This window comes from Vibrio ezurae NBRC 102218, assembly GCF_000467185.1.
GTDB lineage: Bacteria > Pseudomonadota > Gammaproteobacteria > Enterobacterales > Vibrionaceae > Vibrio > Vibrio ezurae.
This window is the reverse complement of the sequence record NZ_BATM01000047.1, coordinates 11,198-32,278: the sequence shown is the minus strand read 5'-3', so window position 1 is coordinate 32,278 and position 21,081 is coordinate 11,198. Positions and strand designations below refer to the sequence as shown.

The 21,081-nt window shown below is 39.9% G+C and carries 20 protein-coding genes; 3 read left to right on the top strand and 17 right to left on the bottom strand.

All coding sequences use genetic code 11. The features are described from left to right. The first annotated feature begins 103 nt into the window (after positions 1 to 103). Positions 104 to 679, top strand: coding sequence for a ZrgA family zinc uptake protein (locus tag VEZ01S_RS14015; protein WP_021714709.1), 576 nt, complete (start codon positions 104 to 106; stop codon positions 677 to 679). Positions 680 to 813: 134 nt separating this feature from the next. Here the strand turns inward: VEZ01S_RS14015 and VEZ01S_RS14010 are convergent, their stop codons facing one another. From VEZ01S_RS14010 to VEZ01S_RS16865, 16 genes are all read right to left on the bottom strand, one after another. Further along, a complete protein-coding gene (locus VEZ01S_RS14010; protein WP_021714708.1) occupies positions 814 to 2,112 on the bottom strand; it encodes a dicarboxylate/amino acid:cation symporter in 1,299 nt (432 codons plus the stop codon). Between the two features lie 1,044 nt (positions 2,113 to 3,156). Then, on the bottom strand, positions 3,157 to 4,197 hold the full coding sequence (locus VEZ01S_RS14005; protein ID WP_021714707.1) for a tetratricopeptide repeat protein: 1,041 nt from the start codon (positions 4,195 to 4,197) through the stop codon (positions 3,157 to 3,159). 15 nt (positions 4,198 to 4,212) lie between these two features. Next, positions 4,213 to 5,157, bottom strand: a complete 945-nt coding sequence (locus VEZ01S_RS14000; protein ID WP_021714706.1) for a type II secretion system F family protein — start codon at positions 5,155 to 5,157, stop codon at positions 4,213 to 4,215. Between the two features lie 5 nt (positions 5,158 to 5,162). Then, positions 5,163 to 6,128 (bottom strand): type II secretion system F family protein, encoded by a 966-nt coding sequence (locus tag VEZ01S_RS13995; RefSeq protein WP_021714705.1) that lies wholly within the window; start codon positions 6,126 to 6,128, stop codon positions 5,163 to 5,165. Between the two features lie 11 nt (positions 6,129 to 6,139). Next, complete coding sequence (locus VEZ01S_RS13990; protein WP_021714704.1) at positions 6,140 to 7,597, bottom strand: TadA family conjugal transfer-associated ATPase; 1,458 nt, start codon at positions 7,595 to 7,597, stop codon at positions 6,140 to 6,142. A gap of 16 nt (positions 7,598 to 7,613) precedes the next feature. Further along, positions 7,614 to 8,828, bottom strand: a complete 1,215-nt coding sequence (locus VEZ01S_RS13985) for a CpaE/TadZ family protein (RefSeq protein WP_021714703.1) — start codon at positions 8,826 to 8,828, stop codon at positions 7,614 to 7,616. A 30-nt stretch (positions 8,829 to 8,858) separates the two neighbouring features. Further along, positions 8,859 to 9,404, bottom strand: a complete 546-nt coding sequence (locus VEZ01S_RS13980) for a TadE family protein (RefSeq protein ID WP_021714702.1) — start codon at positions 9,402 to 9,404, stop codon at positions 8,859 to 8,861. Next, positions 9,401 to 9,856 carry a TadE/TadG family type IV pilus assembly protein gene (locus VEZ01S_RS13975; RefSeq protein ID WP_021714701.1) on the bottom strand — a complete coding sequence of 152 codons (456 nt, stop codon included), beginning with the start codon at positions 9,854 to 9,856 and terminating at the stop codon, positions 9,401 to 9,403. The genes VEZ01S_RS13980 and VEZ01S_RS13975 overlap by 4 nt, the downstream gene beginning before the upstream one ends. 2 nt (positions 9,857 to 9,858) lie before the next feature. After that, positions 9,859 to 11,115: a pilus assembly protein TadG-related protein gene (locus VEZ01S_RS13970; RefSeq protein ID WP_021714700.1), complete on the bottom strand. Its 1,257-nt coding sequence runs from the start codon at positions 11,113 to 11,115 to the stop codon at positions 9,859 to 9,861. A 38-nt stretch (positions 11,116 to 11,153) separates the two neighbouring features. Next, the gene (locus VEZ01S_RS13965; protein WP_021714699.1) at positions 11,154 to 11,393 is read right to left on the bottom strand and encodes a hypothetical protein; all 240 of its coding nucleotides are present in this window, start codon (positions 11,391 to 11,393) and stop codon (positions 11,154 to 11,156) included. Positions 11,394 to 11,409: 16 nt separating this feature from the next. Then, the gene (locus VEZ01S_RS13960) at positions 11,410 to 12,873 is read right to left on the bottom strand and encodes a type II and III secretion system protein family protein (protein WP_021714698.1); all 1,464 of its coding nucleotides are present in this window, start codon (positions 12,871 to 12,873) and stop codon (positions 11,410 to 11,412) included. Between the two features lie 8 nt (positions 12,874 to 12,881). Next, a complete protein-coding gene (gene cpaB, locus VEZ01S_RS13955; protein WP_021714697.1) occupies positions 12,882 to 13,613 on the bottom strand; it encodes a Flp pilus assembly protein CpaB in 732 nt (243 codons plus the stop codon). After that, positions 13,610 to 14,959: a DUF8689 domain-containing protein gene (locus VEZ01S_RS13950; RefSeq protein ID WP_021714696.1), complete on the bottom strand. Its 1,350-nt coding sequence runs from the start codon at positions 14,957 to 14,959 to the stop codon at positions 13,610 to 13,612. The genes cpaB and VEZ01S_RS13950 overlap by 4 nt, the downstream gene beginning before the upstream one ends. Positions 14,960 to 14,970: 11 nt before the next feature. After that, a complete protein-coding gene (locus tag VEZ01S_RS13945; RefSeq protein WP_040891059.1) occupies positions 14,971 to 15,468 on the bottom strand; it encodes a prepilin peptidase in 498 nt (165 codons plus the stop codon). An 83-nt stretch (positions 15,469 to 15,551) separates the two neighbouring features. Further along, on the bottom strand, positions 15,552 to 15,725 hold the full coding sequence (locus VEZ01S_RS13940; protein ID WP_021714694.1) for a Flp family type IVb pilin: 174 nt from the start codon (positions 15,723 to 15,725) through the stop codon (positions 15,552 to 15,554). 144 nt (positions 15,726 to 15,869) lie between these two features. Further along, positions 15,870 to 16,046: a Flp family type IVb pilin gene (locus VEZ01S_RS16865; protein ID WP_021714693.1), complete on the bottom strand. Its 177-nt coding sequence runs from the start codon at positions 16,044 to 16,046 to the stop codon at positions 15,870 to 15,872. A 161-nt stretch (positions 16,047 to 16,207) separates the two neighbouring features. On the opposite strand from VEZ01S_RS16865, the gene VEZ01S_RS13935 reads away from it, so the two are divergent. Next, positions 16,208 to 16,897: a helix-turn-helix domain-containing protein gene (locus VEZ01S_RS13935; protein ID WP_021714692.1), complete on the top strand. Its 690-nt coding sequence runs from the start codon at positions 16,208 to 16,210 to the stop codon at positions 16,895 to 16,897. Positions 16,898 to 17,068: 171 nt separating this feature from the next. After that, positions 17,069 to 18,775, top strand: a complete 1,707-nt coding sequence (locus tag VEZ01S_RS13930) for an AMP-binding protein (RefSeq protein WP_021714691.1) — start codon at positions 17,069 to 17,071, stop codon at positions 18,773 to 18,775. Positions 18,776 to 18,903: 128 nt separating this feature from the next. Here the strand turns inward: VEZ01S_RS13930 and fusA are convergent, their stop codons facing one another. Next, positions 18,904 to 20,988 carry an elongation factor G gene (gene fusA / locus VEZ01S_RS13925; protein ID WP_021714690.1) on the bottom strand — a complete coding sequence of 695 codons (2,085 nt, stop codon included), beginning with the start codon at positions 20,986 to 20,988 and terminating at the stop codon, positions 18,904 to 18,906. Positions 20,989 to 21,081: the final 93 nt, after the last annotated feature.

Here is a 21,081-nt window from a genome sequence, read left to right as displayed (position 1 = left end):
TAGTACGATTGGTATAACCATTCATTCAATATAACTTTGTCAAGGTCACTATCTTGCGCCTAGCGAGTATGCTTTAGGCACTTTATTATTTGTAACCCTTATCATGAAAACAAAACCTCATACTATGCGTATTCTCCCTGCGCTCCTTTGTACTTTTATCGCAGTACCAAGCCTTGCCTCTACCTTTAGGCAGCATGGAGCTCATGTACATGGCTTTGTCATCTATGATATTGCTCAAGATGGTACAGGGCTATTAATTGAAATCTATGCGCCAGGAATGGATGTGGTGGGTTTTGAGCATACAGCCAATACAGAGCAAGAAAAGAGTGCAATGAGCAGAGCGAATCAACTATTAAATGATTCTCTCTCGATAGTAAACATAAATGCAGAAGCGCAGTGCTCATTAACAGATAGTGCAGTAAGCCTAGTTAAATCATCATTTGAACAGCCCGCAGCGCAAGATATACATAACCCTTTTGTTGAGCATAGCGCACATGCTAGCTTTGATATCAAATACCAATTTAACTGCCAAAATCCGCAGCAGCTAAATGACATCAACACCTCTTGGTTTCAGCACTTCCCTGCCACAAACACCATAGCAGTGAACTACTTCACGGATAAAACTCAAAACGCAACCGAGCTAAACAAACAACAGACTCATATCCATTTAGATAATTAGACATTTAGATAATTAGTCTGATCAAAAAAAAATGCCGCTCACCTAAGATGAGCGGCATTAATACCGAAGTTTAATTTCCCCTAACCAAACTGAATCTGGGCTAGCTAGGGGATAACAATCTGTTAGGTCAGCAATTATTTAGCCAGTTTGACCTCTTCGACCTTCTTTCCTGCGTCCGGATCATTGAAAGTATCAATATCCAAAGCACCTTCTGATTTACCTACAATCACAGTTACCGCACTATCACCGGTAATGTTAACCGCAGTACGAATCATATCTAATAGACGATCCACACCCATAATAAGCGCAATACCTTCTAAAGGTAGGCCGACTTGGTTCAATACCATCGCTAGCATGATAAGACCAACACCTGGAACACCTGCTGTACCGATAGATGCGAGTGTTGCAGTTAGGATAACCGTTAGGTAATCACCCATGCCTAGATGGATATTAAACGCCTGCGCAATAAACGCTGTCGCGACACCCTGCATGATGGCAGTACCATCCATGTTGATGGTTGCACCCAGTGGAATAGTGAAAGACGCAACACGGTTTTTAACACCTAAACGATGCGTTGCAGTTTCCATTGTTACAGGAATAGTGGCATTTGAAGACGCCGTAGAAAAAGCAAACATCACAGCATCTTCCATCTTCTTCAAGAAATGAATTGGATTTAGACCTGTAGTGGCTTTCAAGATCAATGGGTAAACAATGAGGCCTTGAATCAACAATGCGGCAGAGAGCACTAAGAAGTACTCGCCTAAATTCATGATCGCACTTAGACCAATGGTGCTAAATAGCTTCGCCATTAAGAAGAAAACACCATAAGGCGCAACATTCATTAATAAAGCCACTAGCTTCATGATCACTTCGTTTAGATCTTGGAAAGCAGCAGCAACACGCTCACCTGTTTCGCCACATGCACTGATTGCTATCCCAAATAATACAGCAAATACAATGATTTGCAGCGTATTACCCTGTGCCATAGAGTTAATTGGGTTAGTAGGAAACATGCCTACAATAACTTGTCCAAGTGACGGTGCTTCACTGGTAGAGAAGGTCGTAGCGGCTGCTAAATCGGCCCCTGCTCCAGGTTGAAATACTGTCCCCATAAAGATCGCCATAGAGATAGCAATCATGGTCGTTACAAGGTAAAAACCAATTGTTTTACCACCTAAACGACCTAAAGTCGCAATATCCTTTAAAGAACTTGTACCACATACCAGTGACACAAATACCAAAGGCACAACTAACATTTTTAAACTAGCGATGAAAATGGAACCACCTACATCAAAAAAACCATTGACGAGGTATTCGTTAATAAATTGGTTATCGCTAAACGCTAATCGAATGATAAAGCCTGTCAATACACCTAATCCCATACCGAGCAGGACTCGGGTGGTCAGTGACTTCTTCTTTTTATTAGTATTCATCTTTGAACACTCCTATTAATCTTATAGTTTTCGCTTTGAACGGCTACAAAGTCGCGAAGCAGGTTAGCAGGCGAATAGGTGATATTTATTATCATCTAGATTGAAAACAATGAAAATGTGATCGCGATCACACTAAGAGGTTCTACCATCGAATTCTAGATACCTAAAGTTCACAAAATAAATACATACCTGATAGAAAAACCATCATATCCTGCTCACTCTTATCTCTGGCTATACAATAGATATCTTATCACTCATCTACGGCTCGGAGCTTAAACACTCTTAGTAATGAATAATAATCCACAGTTAATGATTAATCGCCTAGACGTTCATTCATATTAAACAGAATAGATGATGGTCACAGGTAATGCGTCGTATAAACAGGTTTATTTTTAATCGCCAACATTACCCACAAAGTATCAAAAACTGTCAGCAAAACTTGTGAAAATTATCAACTGTCATCTTGTATTTTTAGCGAGCAAATAACCGAAAAGAGAGGTATTGTTATAAAACGTTTTTATGCGCATCTTTGCATATTGCAAGCATTCATATGAAGTATTCTCAACCTTCATATCAAACGGTAAGCACCTACATATTAGAGTTGCTTGTTTACCCAGTAAAATGAGTAACGGCATAACACTTGTCTTTGCTGTTATCCCGAAAGTCAGTGTAGATAGGCAATTGAGTAACAATATTGACCAACGCGATAACTCACACTCATGAAGCTCTCAGCTTCTAAAGGCAGGGCTTATAAATTCTGGTTAACGTCTAGACAATAACCGTTTTATAAAAAGCACTCTTCACTAATACATGACAAACGTCATCACACTAATATCGTCTTTAGTAGACTTTATCATATAGGATAAAGTCGCCCCAAAAACGTGACAAAGATCACACAGAGGGTTGCACGTTAAATTATTAAACAATTAATGGGAATAAAAATTCAGTGTATGGGCGAGAAATAACGATATGTTTTTTGCATAGGGTCAGATAAGCAGAAGGAAAAGATATCCTTCTGCTGTAATAAATAATGGATAAGGTTAGTTAAGCACCTGTTTGTTCTTTATCAACCTCTTCAACTTCATTGAGTCTTACCTCAGATAAGGCTCTTTCCAAGTTTTCATTGGCAATCTTATAGTAAGAAGGGTTTTTATCTATCGCTTGCTGTAAGTAAGGAATCGCCTCATCAGGCTTCCCTTTTAGCATTAAAAAGTATCCAACATTATTTAACGCTTCCGGGGTACTCATATGACGCTTAAAGATGTTTAATGCTTGGCGGTTATCCCCTAAAGAAATATAAATTAAAGCCAGATTATTCAATGCTTTCTCATTGTTAGGTTCGGTTTTTAATGCTCTATTGGTAATTCTCTGTGCCAAATAATAGCTGCCACTCATATAATGAGAATAACCTAAGTTAATCATGGCTTGTGTCGATCTTGGGTTTATCTCTAAAGCGCGTTCATAGTACCTTTTGGCGATATCATGCTTACTATCCACATCAGCCAAGATCCCTAACCCCATATAGCTTCTAAATGGGCTCTTGGAATCGTAAGGTAAGCTTTGCAAAATTTCATCCGTCACCTCTGAATAACTGGTCAGTACATCAGGATTATTCAACCTCACTTGGTCAGCATTAACCGCTCTAAAGAAGTAAGAGCGCCCTTCTTCCGTTAAACCTTGTTTAGTGTACAGCAAGCCTAACTCTTCTAATGATTTCACGTCGAACTCATCGTAATCAAGAGCCTGTATATAAGCTTTTTCGGCTAACGGATAGTTGCCTTTTGCCGAGTGAATTCGACCTACGGTATATAAAGTTTTATTCTGGTGGGTTGCGTCTGTAAATGACAATGAACGTAGATACTCATATAAGGCTAAATCGTAGTTTTTGGTGCTTAATGCAGCATCACCTCGAGTAATGGCTTCTATTTCTGTTTTTGGTGGTGCTTCGTTAGTCAGAGACTCAACCGGTTTACCTGAGTATAAAGAACCATCAAATTCTTTAGGTTCATTCTCTGATGATGCACATCCAACTAACGCGATACAAACTAATGTGGCTAGCGCTTTTTCCTTAATATTTGTCTTCATTATAATCTTCCTTAATTATTTAAGCGCATCAAATAGCGTCATCAAACCCGGCCCTAAAGCAACAATGAAAAAACACGGCCAAATGAATAACACCATAGGGAAAAGCATTTTAGTGGGGATTTTAGCAGCCACCTCTTCTGCGGCTTGTTTTCTTTTATCACGATAATCTTCCGTATAATCGCGTAAAGTTTGAGCGATACTGCCACCCACTTTAGCGGCATGAGATAGCATGCTCACTAAACCGGTAAGTTCTTCTACGCCCGTTCTATCTACCAACTCTTTAAAAGCGGTTGGCATTTCTACGCCTGCTTGGATTTTGGCGCACACAGTATCTAACTCTTCTGCAAGTTCAGGGTGGCTAATCATAAGCTCAGTACTGATACGCTTAAGGGCGGCGTTAAAACCTAATCCAGATTCCGTACATACCACTAGCAGATCTAGAGCATCAGGTACTGCGGCTTTGACTTTGTCTTTTCGTTCGGATACCAATTTAGCCAAGAACATATTCGGGCCAAATAAACCACACCAAAGAGCTACAATAATAATTAAAGGCATATAGCTAGATTCATGCATTAGAAAGTACGCGGCGCCAGCCAAAAATAATCCCACCAGCACTGTAACCAACTTGATCGCGTAAAATAACGACAGTGCATTTGAGTCATGATAACCCGCTTGAATTAGTTGGCTTTGGATACTCTCACGCTCTTTCTTACTGTTTGGCACCATCATCGGAGCCATGTTACCTAACGCACTACCTAACCTATCAGGTTTAGGGCTAGAAGCTGTATCTGCGCCCATCGCTTTTAATTTACGTTTTATCGGAGAGTTGATACCAAGAATCAACATACCTACCGCCAATACCCCTAAAATTGTGCCAACTAGCACCATTAACAAAAACAAATTGTCTCTGGTGAAAAGCCCTGAAATTCCCATTTGTGACGCTAACTCATTAAAGTTCATGATCATCACACCTTGATATTGATTATTCGTCTAATCCATAACGACCCTATTGCCAAGCTGACAATGCCAAAACTGACGGCGGTGATTCCTCTAGGGTCAGATATCAACAAATCAGCATGCTCTGGATTAATAAACATGGTTACTACATATAAGCCAAATGGAGATAACACTAAAATCCAAGAAGAAAGTCGTGCTTCTGCTGATAAAGTTCTGATTTTTCTGGACAACTTGAAACGGGCGCGCAGTACTTTAGATACTTTATCCAAGTTTTCTGTCAAGTTACCGCCTGTTTCTGCTTGTAAAATAACCGCACTGGAAAATGCCAACATAGATATGGTCGGCGTCCTATCAACCATTTGCAGTATGGCCAATCTCATGTCATAACCAAAATTAAGCAGGTTAAAGGTTTTCTTAAACTCAATACCAATAGGCTCAGGCATCTCCTCACCGACTTCTTTAAAGGCTTGATTGATCGGTTGCCCTGCTTGCAAAACACGCTTAATCATATCCAGACCTTCAGGCAGCTGCTCTTCAAATTTTTGTAAGCGGCTGCTGATTTTCTTTTGAATAACCATGTGCACTATGACGTATACAGCAATAAATACAGCAAGGCTGATATACCATAACTGTCCAAGATAAATAGAGATTCCGGCAGCTACGAAACTGGCGAAGACGGTCCAACCGATCAACTTACCCAAGGTGATATGAGTGCCCGATAATTCCAACATTTTCTTGAGCTTAGCGAAGAGAGGAATCTTGATCATTTTTCGCTCAAATGGCGTCATCTCTTTTAAATAGTACTCATGAAGCAAAGAGAGACTTTCTTCGTCTAGTTTCTTTTGCGCATGCTTCAAGCGCTTAGTTAATTCACCATGCCTTGCCTTTTGCCCTGCAACAGGAAGAAGCAATGCTTGCGAAATAAACAACACCGCAAAAAAAAGTAATATGAGAAATAAGCCGAGATCACCCATGTCTTATCCTCCTACCCACGCTCAGTAGCTTTAAAAAGTTCAAATGGTATGTCTAAGCCACGCTTCACAAGTGCATCATGACATCCCGGCACAATGCCCGTCGCGATATAATCACCAAGAATATTGCCTTCTTCATCAATACCTTGACGCTGAAATTTAAAAATTTCAGACATAGTAATAACATCACCTTCCATGCCGTTTATTTCACAAATACTCACCATGCGACGTTTACCGTCTTCTTGACGCTCCATTTGCACGACCATATGAATCGCTGATGCAATTTGCGATCTGAGGTTCTTAGCGGACATATTCCAACCCGCCATCGCAAACATATTTTCTACACGACTTAACGCATCTCTTGGGGTATTGGCGTGAATAGTTGCCAATGAACCATCATGACCGGTATTCATCGCAGCCAACATATCTACGGCTTCAGAACCACGCACCTCACCTATAACAATTCGGTCTGGACGCATACGAAGTGAGTTTTTAACGAGATCTCGCTGTGTTATTTCACCTTTACCTTCCAAGTTAGCCGGGCGAGTTTCAAGACGAATAATATGCGGTTGTTGCAATTGTAATTCTGCGGAGTCTTCTATAGTGACAATGCGTTTATCGCTTGGGATAAATGATGAAAATATATTTAATGTTGTGGTTTTCCCTGAGCCTGTACCACCTGAAATCAATATATTGAGTTCCCCTTTGACAGCAGCTTCAATAAACTTTGCCATTTCAGGAGACAGAGAGTTAAAGCCCAACATGTTATCCATATTCAAGCGATCAACGGCAAATCGTCGAATGGAAACCGACGCTCCATCAATCGCCAGAGGTTGTATTATGGCATTCACACGCGAGCCATCTTTTAAACGAGCATCTACCATAGGTGAGGCTTCATCAATACGACGACCGACTTGACTTACAATACGGTCAATAATATTTCTTAAATGCTTTTCATCTAAAAAAGTGTGTGGCGTTCGCTCTAATCGACCAAATCTCTCAACATAAACATTTTTAGGCCCATTAACTAAGATATCCGATACAGATTTATCATGCAGTAACGGTTCTAACGGCCCTAAACCGAAGACTTCGTCTTCGATTTGCTTAATCACTCTTTTTCTACCTTCCAAACTAACAGGGTGCGTTTTATCATCATTCATTAATTGATGAATCGCTTCTTGTAGCTCTTTTTTCGCTCTGTTTTCTTCTAAATTAGCCAAAACACCCAAATCGAGAGTCTCTAATAGTTTCTTATGAAAGTAGTGTTTTACATCTAACTCTTGCTTAAGGTGCTTATCCATTTCAGCGGGAATATCGCTAGGTAAGGGCTCTCTCTTGGCAGTAGGTGCAGGTGCAGCGGGAGTATTAACTGTGTTCTCTTTAGCTGATGCATCAGAGTTATTCTCAGTTGAGGACAACGAGCTGACTTTTTTTTCAAAGTCTGGGTTTATATTTTTTCGCTTAAACAACATATATCATCCTAATTTTTCAGCTAAAGATTTTCCCTAACCAACCTGTCTTCTCTTCTTTGACAGGTGCTATAGACGAAGCTAAACGAGTGATGGCTTCTGAGACTGTTGACTTTTTTTTGCTTAAGCAAAAAGGCTTACCTAGGTTAGAGCTTTCATTGACCACCTTGTAATCATTAGGAAGAACATGAACCCTTATATCTCCTAATGCATCTTCGATATCTGTGATTTTAAGTGCTTGTTTTTTATCGTATCGATTCACCACAACCTCAACATGCTCTTTAGGTAATCCGTATTCGACTTCAAGAACACCGAGCATGTCATTGGTATTTTTTATTGATACATAACTCTGTTGAGCGACAAAATAGACCTTTGTTGATTGAGAGATTAACGAACTATAATTGGCTTCAATTCCACGAGATAAATCAGCCACAATATGCGTGTAATACTCACGAAGAACAGGTATAACCGTATGCAAACTTCGTGCTTTTAATTCATTTTCAATCGGATGCATTTGCTGAAAATTAAGAAAGCTTAAATTACAACTGTGTTTGGAAACTAATGTTTGTAAAGCCGTTTCATCTATGTCATTTGCAGCATCAATAATGTCATGAATACCGTATTGTGGTTTCAAGTCTAAATAATCTTGTATCGCACCAAACTGTATATCTAGGTCTAAAAATAACACTCGATTTTGTTCATTTTTAGCCAGTTCAATAGCGGTATTCATTGATACTGTCGAAGCGCCACTTCCCCCTTTGCTATTCACAAAAACATGCAGTTCAGCTAACTCTTTACTGGTAAACTTTTCATCTGCAACCGCAGTAAGAATCGAGGCGAGCCCTTCAATTGTGGTCGCTTCTGATAGAAAGTCTGATGCGCCAATTCTTAATGCTACTTTTAAATCAAAACTATTCCCTTCATCTCCAAATACCACTAAAGACGAGTTACTGTTTTGTAGCACTAAGCTATTGGCATATAACTCAGTAAGTTTTTGCGCCCAATCACCGCTGGATTGAATAAAAATTAAGTCGGGGCTACTTTGGTCTTTAATTTGTTGAGAATTAAATTCATTTAAAGTAATAAAACTAACAAATGCATTGGTGCACTTGTTTAATTCGATTTCTATATGTTCTTTGAATGCAGTCGTGCTATACACAACCCATATAGATATTTGACTTTTCAATGCCAGTCTAAATTCATCATTTGCATTCATTTGCACTACTTCACTCATCTTCCTTGACCTTAGTATTATTAATAATACTTACAAACAACTGGTACTGCCCGATGGCACTGATTCCATTTCACCTATAGGTCTATAAATCCCTAAACTCTCTGCTGGCACAATCGTTTCAAAATTAGGTGTTACTACACTGCCCAACAGATTAGATAATAACGAAAATCCAAAACTGAAATTCTCAATCTTCGTACGCACAAAACGTATTTTTTCAAACTGCTCATCAACTTGTTCAACTGTAGCGCTACCGCTATTAAAAATAGCGGTATCAATGAGTTGCCCACTGCCATCTAAGTAATCAATACTGAGCATTGACGGTTCATAACCAGATGGGGCAACTGCAGTAATACTTGCCAAGCCAGGAATATTCCCTTGTTCTGTTACGTAACACACTGATGCCAATCTAGCTGATTTTCGAGTTACTTCATTTAGCATTTGCAGCGAAAAAACAAACCGTGCAAATTCCATGATGGCAAAAAGAGCGATGAGTAATACCGTCGAGACAATCGTAAACTCGATAACAGCTAATCCTCTATTCTTTTTATAAAAGCATGAGAAAGAGCCTAACTTCATGGTGATACCCTCATTATAGAAGAAGCATTCATATTCAGACTAAATACCCCGCCGATAATTGGTACTGAAGTAAAAATAGGCGCATATGCATAGTTGGCGGAAACAGTGACGTAATTGGCTGATGAATCATCTACTGATATATTTGATGCCGATAATCCAGGTAAGATTGATTCCATATTTTGATTATTTGACGTACCCGTTTTATTGCCAAAAACAACCATATTTTTGATTTCACTATTATCTGCAATCAGTGATGCTCTATCAGTCCCGTAAACATCAATAACCGCGTATCTAGCCCCGTTCTGTAAGGCTTTATTCAACATTGTATAGTGCATAAAAATGCGCCCCACCTCGAATATGGCACATAGCAATAATAATAAAATGGGTAAAATCACCATCATTTCAATAGCCGCTAATCCATGTTCCTTGCTATTCGTTCTCGTAAAAATCATAGCTACGCTCCTGAACTGTTAGGATCTTTGTATAGTTGGATCTTATAAGCTCCTGATGTACTTGGCGTGGTAGGAAAGGTGGCATTATTTACCAGACAGTCAGTATTAAACTCTCCGTATACTTTTTGTGGTTCACTATTACCATTGCTTGTAGGCGCTTGCTGAGAAAGAAAGAAGCATCCTACTGAAACAACATTAAACTCTGCATTTGCACCATTCCCACCGGTATTATTTGAACAATCTATAATTGGCACAGATAACAAACGGCGACCAGGAACTCCACCAGCTTGTTCGGTGTAGTTACCATCTGCAATATCTTGTTGATAATCAGCATAGGTAAAATCAGAGGTGATATTGCCATCATCATCAGTGGTAATATTCGCTTCTTTAACATAAATATCAGGTGGATAATCACTCGCTGACATACCTTGATAGCTACCAAAACGAGTATTCAGACCTTTTTTTACTAATCCAACACTATTACCCGTCGCAACGTTAACAGAGCCACCAGATAGACAACCGTCATAGCCACCCGCTAATTGCTCATCAACTTCACCTTTACCGGTAAAATCTAATAGCTGAAAGTTCCCAGGGGTATCAAAATCCGAATCTTTCCAGCTTGATTCTTTTAATACTTGATAATCACCTTCACTGTACCCACCAAACTCATCATCTGAACTATCTTTAGCACATACAGCCATAGGTACTAAATTACAAAGCTCAGAGGAACTCGACACCGAAGAACTTGGCCCGGCCACCGCACTGGCTGAAACAGATTTACTGGCGTTAAATAAACCGACAAAAAAACCCTCTAAGGCAACGCCTGTCACCTGAACTCGTACATAGACATCATTAAACTCGCCACTTGCATTTTTTCGTTGAAAGCTTGATGAAGGAAAAACCGTAGGATCATTGGAAAATTGGATAAGGATGATTGCACTATCGGACAAAGGTAAAGAAAGAGATGAGCCTCCTGCACCAAAAACTGCATTCTGCGTCACTGTTATTTCTGAATTTCCAGCTGATGATGAGTAATTTTTGACTGAGTCTAACGCAGCGTTTGCTATCTCTTGAGTTGTTTTGCCTGAATCAGCGACTACAGCAGCAGCCAATGCTGCTGCATCGACACTATTTTGTACTCTTGCCTTATTTAACACCACATGATTCATATCGATAGCAAGAGCTGCAAACCCTAACAATACTGTTAGTGCTAGGGTAAAAATAATCATGACTAACCCTGATTGATTATTTCTATTCATATTGCATCCTTGCATACACGCCACCTTACCCTCACAGGCTAGAGGTTGAATCCTGTGATCGAGATATCCTTACTACTACCTTTATTATAGCCTTCAATTGTTGATTGGGCTCTTTCACCACTGCCGTCCGGTACTATCCCTTTATTCTCTTCGGTTGCTTGTGGATTATAAATTTGTTCGTTTTTCACTAAATTTACTGCTGTTCCTAACTTTGGGTTATTTGAACAGGCGGTTAAACCTAAGATAAACAACATCACAAAAACGGGCTTAAAATTCATAACTTGCTCCTTGCTGTTATAAGGAATGTCCAAATTGACCTTCTGAGCCACCGCTTGCCGTAGAGGCTTGAACGCGTTCTGTTGATTGCTCCTGTTGTTTTGGTTTTACTCTTTCATTGTCTAAATAAGCACCTTTACCCAGTAAGTAAAACTCTATATCGGTAGGTTCGACAAACGCATCGGTAGGCAGAGCAATCTTGTCTCTATCCACAGGTTTTGCTAAACGAGGAGTAACTAAAATAACCAATTCTGTTTCACCTGATACGTACTGCTTACTTTTGAAAAGATTGCCCAGTACAGGAATATCCCCAACACCAGGAACTTCGTTGGCTACATCACGACTGTTCTCGTTCAGCAAGCCTGCAATACCAATTGTCTGTCCATCGGCGAGCTCTATCGTTGATGACGCACTACGTTTTGTTAAAGGTGGTACGATATAAGCCGCATTAATATCGCCGGGGTTATAAGAAAGAGCACCCGAGGTTGCCACTTCACTGACATCCACTGCTAACTCTAGATTTATTTTCTTATCGCTGAGAACAACAGGGGTGAAATGAACACTGACACCGTACTCTTTATATTCAATACCAATACCATCATCGCTAGGGATAGGGATTGGAAATTCGCCACCGGCTAAAAACTTAGCCTCAGAACCGCTTAGGGTTGTTAAGTTAGGTTCTGCTAGTACTTTAGCGACACCATTTTCTTTGGCGATATCCAAAGCAAAAGTAAACAGCGTATTACTATCAACTAAGCCACCCAGTAAACCGAAATCATTTACCCCAACACTGTCGACGATAGGTAAAATACTGCCGCCAGCTTCACCAATACCGCCTCCCGCACTCGTTAAGCCCCAAGTGAAGTCACCACTTTGTTGGAAAAAACGGAAGTTGGAATCAAAACGACGCACTAGTGAACGTTGCACCTCAGCAACAGTAACCTCTAGCATTACTTGCTGTGCTCCGCCAATAGTCATAAGGTTAATCACGCCTGACTCTGCTTGTCCTGCGTCACCATCAGAAGCATTAACGGCTTGACCACCAGAGAAAGTTTGAGCAACCTTCACCGCTATATTCATATTTTCTTGGCTACTCACTAAACCACTAAGTATCAATTTATCTTGAGCACTATGAACTTTTATTTCTTCGTCGGGCAAGAAGTCATACAACTTAGATTTTAAATTGTTAAGGTCATGCGTAACCTCAATATTTAAAGACTCAATCAATCGACCTTGAGCATCCCAGGCAGATAAATTAGTAGAACCTAATTTTTTACCAATCAGAAAAAGCTCATCAGCTTTAAGCATCACGATATCAAGAACCTCGGGATCTCCTAGTGAGACTTTTTTAGCCTTTCCAGAAATCTTCACATGAGTTGACTTGTGATGAGGAATAGTAATGGTGTTCCCCGACTGCGTGGTTGCTTGAACCGAAGGTACTAGCAAGGCAATCAAAGCAAATATTGCAAAAATCCGTTTCATGATAAGCCTCAATTATTTACGCGAACGTTAGATTGGGTTGTGCCTTTGATAATAGTGACGCTTGGAGGAGCAACGTACCGCCTAACTGGTGGATCTATAGCTTGAGGGTTACGAAGCGCTAGCTGTATCGCACCTCTACTGTTTTCCGATAACAGTTTTTCTGCTTCACGAGGAGTCACTTCTAAAGTCACTGCGCGCACAATAATAGGTTTGTTCTCACTGGTTTTAGCTGTCTGATCGACCGCAAGCACCTTAATATTTTTAAGAACCGTTTTAGTGCGATTATTAACGGTATTTAAAATATCGACTTTATTTCCAGGAAGTAGAAAACCTGCAACACCCACAACGTCATTAACACGTATTGTTACTGCGCGTTTATTCTCAGGAATCAATACCGCCAAACTGGCACCTTCGTTAGGGCCACCAAAGTGCGACTTGTGTATCAACTCGCCTTCAAATACTGGTGATTTGGCAACCATTCCCACTAACTCAGAATAATTCTGTACTTGATTCGCATTTTGCCATGCCGATTCAAGTTGCTTCTTCGTGAGATGCTTTTCTTCAATGACAGTGCCTTCAGGAATATCTACCGCAGCGATAACTGTAGGACGTCTTTCTACCGTCTCCACTTTAACCTGAGGCTTGGTTTGACCTTCCATCCATTGCTTAGCGACCATGACGGCCCCAAGACCAAATACTACTGACAGAATTAATAAAAATATTACCGTTCCTTTACTCATAATACTGATTCTCCCTGTTCGTCAGCAGTGAAATAAAGATCCCATGCCCTTTGTAATATAGTCGAGTCTACCTGAGGTGCAATTTCTTCAAACTGAATAATATCTAGACTGATTCCCAATATATCTTTTGGAAGACAAGGAAAATAACCGACTTTATGTAAACTATGCAGGTTTAATAAGGTCTCTACGGCACTTGGCAATATTTCTAATTTCTTACTCTTTGACAGATCCGACCATAAATTTAAATAATCGCTTTCAATAAGTGGTTGAAACTGAATTTTATAGCCTAAGCGTCTTAAAAAAGCAGGATCGGCAATCGTTTGTGGGTCTAAATTAGTGGAAAATGCCATTGTTAATACAAATGGGATAGTAATTTGCTGACCATTTGGCAGAGATAAATGATCGTAACTATATTCCATAGGTACAATCCATCGATTGAGTAAGGTCGCCACAGGCATAGGTTGACGCCCCAAATCATCAATAACGAGAATGCCGTTATTTGCAATCATCTGTAAGGGGGCAATCCAAATTCGGTTATGCTCAGTATGGTTGACTTCCAGCATATCCATTGTCAACTCACCACCAACTTGAACATTGGGTCTTTCACACAACACCCAACGTTTATCGTAGTGACTCTTTAAACTGATCACATCTCGGTTATGACTACTATCAACTGGGGTATGATGCTGCTCAGAAAAAACTTTTATAATATTTCCTGCTGCATAAACAGAATGAGGGACGTATACAGAGGTATTAAGCGAATTGAGTATTCTAGCCGCAACAAAGCTTTTCCCTGTACCGGCATGTCCGTAAAGCAATAAAGCTCTTCCAGAGTTTATCGCAGGCCCTAATACTGGCACTAACCTTTCAGCACCATAGACATCATTTAATGCACGCTCGACATCAGGCCTAGTCACCAATTGCGCACGTAAGTCCTGAGCTTCAACCATGCTGTTGTAAGCCTTTAAAGACACAGGAACAGGACCAATATAAGCATCTTTTTTAAATGCTAAATCGGCTTTATTATGCCCTTGCTCCGATAATGCATATCGAACATGACTTTTTGCTGATTCAGAGAACAGAGATGTTGAAGATGGTTGAAATACTTCTACAAATGCTTTTTTTCTTAAATCTGCCAATATATCTTCAATTAAATGAGTTACGATCCCAAGATATTTAGCCAACTCTAAAATATCGGACTTAGGATAGGCTGCAAGATGCTTCAATATAAGGTTTTCAACGATGGCCTGCGGTATTTCTAACTCATCAAATGATGAAATAATAGGAGGAGCACTGACCTGAGGGGTTAGCTTACAAACTTCATCCTTTAGTTCTGTCGCGCTCATTTTAAATCCCTCTAATTAAAATAATAAAACAGGGCCAGTCCTACCATGACAGATGGTGCAAATGGCATGGTCAACTTATCCCCATATCGCCATGGGTTTGAGTTTTGAGCATTAGTATTAATTCTGGTGTATAGCTTTGGTTCGTTGATTAACAGCAAAGGATTTTTTATTCCCAAGAAGCTAAAGTTATATACTGTAAATAATATTCCAATAAGGCCTGATGCTATAAAAATCCATACAGTACAACCCCATAAGTTTTCTATACCGACACAAAAACCAACAGTTCCTAGTAATTTAACATCACCAGGAGACATTACTTTTAAGAAAAACAATATTAATGAGATAAGAAATATTGTTATACCACCTAAGATAAAATCAAATAGTGATAATTGAAGTACATATATATTTAATGATTGGTAAAACACCAATACTAATAAAAATACATTCGGGATCTTATGATCCTTCAAATCATTGATGGATATTAAAAAAAGTAGTGACCAAAAAATCATATAACTATTCATAAAGACTGTAAAACCGCACCAAGAATAATCCTAATGCGGCTTTGTAGAATTATACTAAGACTTCTTATAGTCTAAGAAATATTATCAATTGTATTATTAAGACTTGTACTTAGCTTGCTACCTAAATTATCAAATATAAATGTCAATCCACCAACCAACAACGCTGCTCCGATTACATACTCAACGACGGTTAGTCCTTCTTCGTCTTTTGCAAAACTTTTAATACTTGAAATAAATTTATCCATAAATCAACTCTCCAAAAATGTAGGCGCCTTAAATTAAGTGGCACTGTTAAATGTAACCATTGATAATGAGTAGCGTTAGGATTTTTTTATCCATATATTGCACTTTCTTTACATTAGATAAGATCTACTTATGATAACCATAACTCACTTAACACTATCAATCGTACTGTTGAACTTATCAGTCAAACCAACTTGAAGACTAAAAACAACTGCTGAAATAACAGCAACTAATAAAGCGGCAGCAATGACATACTCTACAACTGTCAATGCTTCTTCATCAGAAAAGAATTCAATCGTGGTAGGAATCCATTGAGTGCTCATCTGCGTACCTCCCTAGAATTAACGTATTCATTCTAGCCTAATAGATCGCTCGACGCCCAAGTAAAGTTAATTAAATGTTGCATTTTGGTGTCATATGACTATACACTTTAGTAGCTAATCATTTATTAGCAAAAGTTAATATAGTAGTTTAAGGATTTAACATGCAGTCAAAAGGATATTGGCTCGGGAAATCTATGCAACAGTTGCCAGCATGTACCGCTGAGCAGGTTAAAATAGATTCAAACTTCTCCGAATTTGGTTCAGACATCTCTATTCTTAGTCGAAAAGAGGTGAAAGTAGCTCATTTTTATTACTCTGAAGAATTCAAATTCTTATTCGAGTTATCACTCAAGATCTGCCAAAACCTAGGCAAGAAGATTATCGCTATTTATGATAAAGAAAAGTCATTAGCCAATTATTACGATACCTCCCATGTGACCTTTGTTTGTAGCAACTCGGAATACCAAAAGGACGCTTTTTTTCAAAGTCTATTTTATGATGAGAATGATGCTCTCACCTCTCCAACTTTAGACTATAGGATGAAAAAGATTGAAGAATATATCTCAGTAAATATTAATAGAGATATTAGAGAAGAAGAAGTAGCTGAGCTATCTAACTTATCTATTAATTATTTTTCAAGGTTTTTCAGAAAACACCGTAAGGTAAGCTTTCAAGATTATATTACTTTAAAAAGAGTGAATATTGCTCAGCAACTTCTGGTTGATTCTCCAGCCGAAAAAGTATCTTCCGTCGCTTACCAAGCAGGTTATTCTGATGTTTCTTATTTTAACCGAGTTTTTAAGAAGCACACTACCATGACTCCCACTCAATATAGAAAGTTAAATATATAACTTATTTTAAAGAGTAAAATATTTACACAATGCTCATATTATTTTTAGCATTGTGTAATAACCCACAGTTATATGCTGTTGTTAATTTAAGAATTAATAGAATTTTTCTATACAAAATAAAAAACCTGCTAAGCTTCTGATAAATGTCACGCAACCAATGGAAGGCAGTTTATGGAGATAGCTTCAGGGAACGGAGCGCAGGAACACGTTTACACTAATCCACCTTGTACACTCCCCCCACCCAACGAGCTGATTTTGAAATGGGCTCAGGAACGACCAGACGAGGTCTACCTCAAACAGATCATTGATCGAGAGTTTGTCAGTTATACCTACTCTGAAGTCGCTGATATGGCGTTAAAATTTGTCGGAGCCTTAAAAGAATTAGGCTTAAAGCCTCGTGATAAAGTTGCCTTCATTTCTAAAAACTGTGTGGAATGGTTTATTACAGACCTTGCGCTCATGCTCGGTGACTTTATTAGTGTGCCTATTTTCCCTACCGCAGGGGCGGACACCATTGAATACTGCTTAACTCACAGCGAAAGTACTGTGCTGATTGCAGGTAAACTTGATGATGCAGCAGCCACTTCAGAGGTCATGCAACGTCTTCCATCCCTTATTACTATCTCTTTTCCTTATTATTCAGCACCCGAGTGTCAGTATAAGTTTGCACAGCTGATTCATGACGCACCAAATACGCAGGAACGGCCACAGCACCACGATGATAAGTTAATGTCCATTGTCTATACCTCTGGAACATCAGGCGTACCCAAAGGCGCTATGCTTACTTATGGGGCTTTTAGTTGGTCAGTGAAGAACCTTGTTGATCATATTGGCATACAGCCTGGTGATAGGATGTTTTCTTATTTACCGCTGGCGCACATTACTGAACGAGTGTACATTTTTGGATCTTCAATTCAGGCGGGGCTTGAGACCGCCTTTCCTGAGTCTTTAGATACCTTCATTGAAGATGTCAAAATGCATCGCCCTACATTGTTTATCTCTGTTCCTCGTTTATGGACTCTATTCCAACAGCGAATTCAAGATAAACTGCCACCGAAAAAGCTGAACTTACTATTAAAAATCCCAATTCTTAATTCCATCATTAAAAAGAAAATTATCGATGGTTTAGGATTAGATCAAGGGCGAGTTCTTGGCTGTGGTTCTGCGCCTATTAGCCCTGCAATACTTGAGTGGTATCACAAGGTTGGCATTGATATAACCGAAGCGTGGGGAATGACTGAAACATTCGCCTATAGCACCCTCAACTATCCATTTAACCCTTCTAAAATTGGTTCTGTCGGTAAAGTAGGGCCAGGAATTGAGTTAAAAATTGCCGACGATGAAGAAATACTGGTTCGCAGTAAGGGGATGTTTTCAGGGTACTACAAAAATGATGAAGCGACCGCTCGTACCTTTAATGAGCAGGGTTGGCTGCACACTGGCGACATAGGTTCGATAGATTCTGAAGGTTATCTCACCATTCAAGGGCGTAAAAAAGATACCTTTAAAACAGCCAAAGGAAAATTCGTTGCGCCTGTTCCTATCGAAAAATCGATTATAGAAGTTGCGCGTGTCGAAATGCTTTGTTTAGTAGGATTGGGGATGCCGGGACCTATATTGCTAATAGTTCCACATAACTTCCCTAACTTTGATAAAAAACGCTATGAAAAAAGTATTCATAAATCCATCCAAGGTATTAACGAAACTCTTGAAGGGCATGAGAAAATCAAAGGTGTGCTACTCATAAAAGAGCCTTGGAGCATAGAGAACCAGATACTGACCCCAACCCTAAAGATCAAACGTCATATTCTAGAAAAGAAATATCATGACACTGGCGCTAATTGGCCAAAAGATCAATTTGTGGTGTGGGAGGAGTAACAAGCTAGTTTGCAATTCCTAGTTTGCAGTACATGGCAAGCAACGCTAAATAACAGGCTACGCTACATAACAAAAAGCCCCGATAGTTTGCACTATCGGGGCTTTTTTAGCTATTTAAGAACAAACAATTACTTGTTTTCTTTCTCAGCTTTAGCTTTAGCAATAACTTCTTCAGCAACGTTCATTGGACATGCTGCGTAGTGTGAGAACTCCATAGAGAACTGACCACGACCAGAAGTGATTGTACGTAGGTGACCGATGTAGCCGAACATCTCAGAAAGAGGTACGTCAGCTTTAATACGAACACCAGTTACGCCAGCTTGTTGATCTTTGATCATGCCACGACGACGGTTAAGGTCACCGATAACATCACCAACGTGATCGTCTGGAGTAAATACGTCAACGTGCATGATAGGTTCAAGCAGTTGCGCACCAGCTTTAGGCATTGATTGACGGAATGCGCCTTTCGCTGCGATTTCAAATGCGATTGCAGATGAATCCACTGCGTGGAAGCCACCGTCGAATAGTTCAACTTCAACGTCTAGAGTTGGGAAGCCAGCAAGAACACCGTTTTCCATCATAGATGCAAAACCTTTCTCAACTGCAGGCCAGAATTCCTTAGGAACGTTACCACCAACAACTGTTGATTTGAAGCTGAAGCCAGAACCTGGTTCACCTGGTTTGATACGGTAGTCGATTTTACCGAACTGACCAGAACCACCAGACTGTTTCTTATGCGTGTAGCTATCTTCAATTTCTTGAGTGATAGTTTCACGGTAAGCAACCTGAGGAGCACCAACTGTTAAGTCAACACCGTAAGTACGCTTAAGGATATCAACTTTAATGTCTAGGTGAAGCTCACCCATACCTTTTAGGATAGTCTCGCCAGTCTCTTCGTCAGTCTCAACTTGGAAAGATGGATCTTCTGCAACCATTTTACCGATTGCGATACCCATTTTCTCAGAACCGCCTTTATCTTTAGGAGATACAGCAATTGAGATTACTGGAGTTGGGAATACCATTGGCTCCAAAGTAACAGGATGCTTAGGATCACATAGAGTGTGACCAGTTTGAACATTCTTCATACCAACGATCGCAATGATGTCACCAGCTTGTGCGCTAGTTAGTTCGTTACGGTCATCAGCTTGCATCTCAACCATACGGCCAACACGCTCTGTTTTACCAGTGAATGAGTTCATGATGGTGTCACCTTTGTTCAATTTACCAGAGTAAATACGAACGAAAGTTAGTGCACCGAAGCGGTCATCCATAATTTTGAATGCAAGCGCTTTAAATGTTTCATCTGCAGAAACGATAGCGTGTTCGCCAGTTTCGTTGCCTTCTTCGTCCATTAGAGGTTGAGGATCAACTTCTGTTGGAGAAGGTAGGTAATCAACTACTGCGTCAAGAACGATTTGTACGCCCTTGTTCTTAAATGCAGAACCACAGAAAGTAGGGAAGAACGCTAGGTCACGAGTACCTTTACGGATACAACGTTTGATGTCTTCGATAGAAGGCTCTTCGCCATCCATGTATGCCATCATTAGTTCATCGTCTTGCTCTACAGCAGTCTCGATTAGTTCTTCACGGTATTGTTCTACGTCATCAACCATGTCCGCTGGAACATCTTTGATTTCGTAGTTTTCAGGAAGACCAGTGTCATCCCAAACGTATGCTTTACGGCTTAGAAGGTCTACAACACCCACGAAGTCATCTTCGCGGCCGATTGGTAGAACCATAACTAGAGGAGTCGCGCCTAGAACGTTTTTAACTTGGTCAACAACGTTGTAGAAGTCTGCACCCATACGGTCTAGTTTGTTAACGAAGATCAGACGAGATACTTCTGATTCGTTAGCGTAACGCCAGTTAGTTTCTGATTGTGGCTCAACACCACCAGAACCACAGAATACGCCGACGCCGCCATCAAGAACTTTAAGAGAACGATAAACTTCAACTGTGAAGTCAACGTGTCCAGGAGTATCGATAACGTTTAGGCGGTGGCCTTTCCAAAAACAGCTTACTGCTGCTGATTGGATTGTAATACCGCGCTCAGCTTCCTGTTCCATGAAGTCAGTAGTTGATTCACCATCATGAACTTCACCAGTTTTATGGATCTGGCCGGTAAGCTTTAGGATACGCTCAGTTGTCGTGGTTTTACCCGCATCAACGTGCGCGAAAATACCAATATTTCTGTATTTTGATAAATCAGTCATCGTTTTACTCTATCAATAGGATATAAAATGCGCGCAGAGTATATCACAATCTGCATAGACTGATAGCTCTGTGTGCTTGTTGAGCGAAAATTT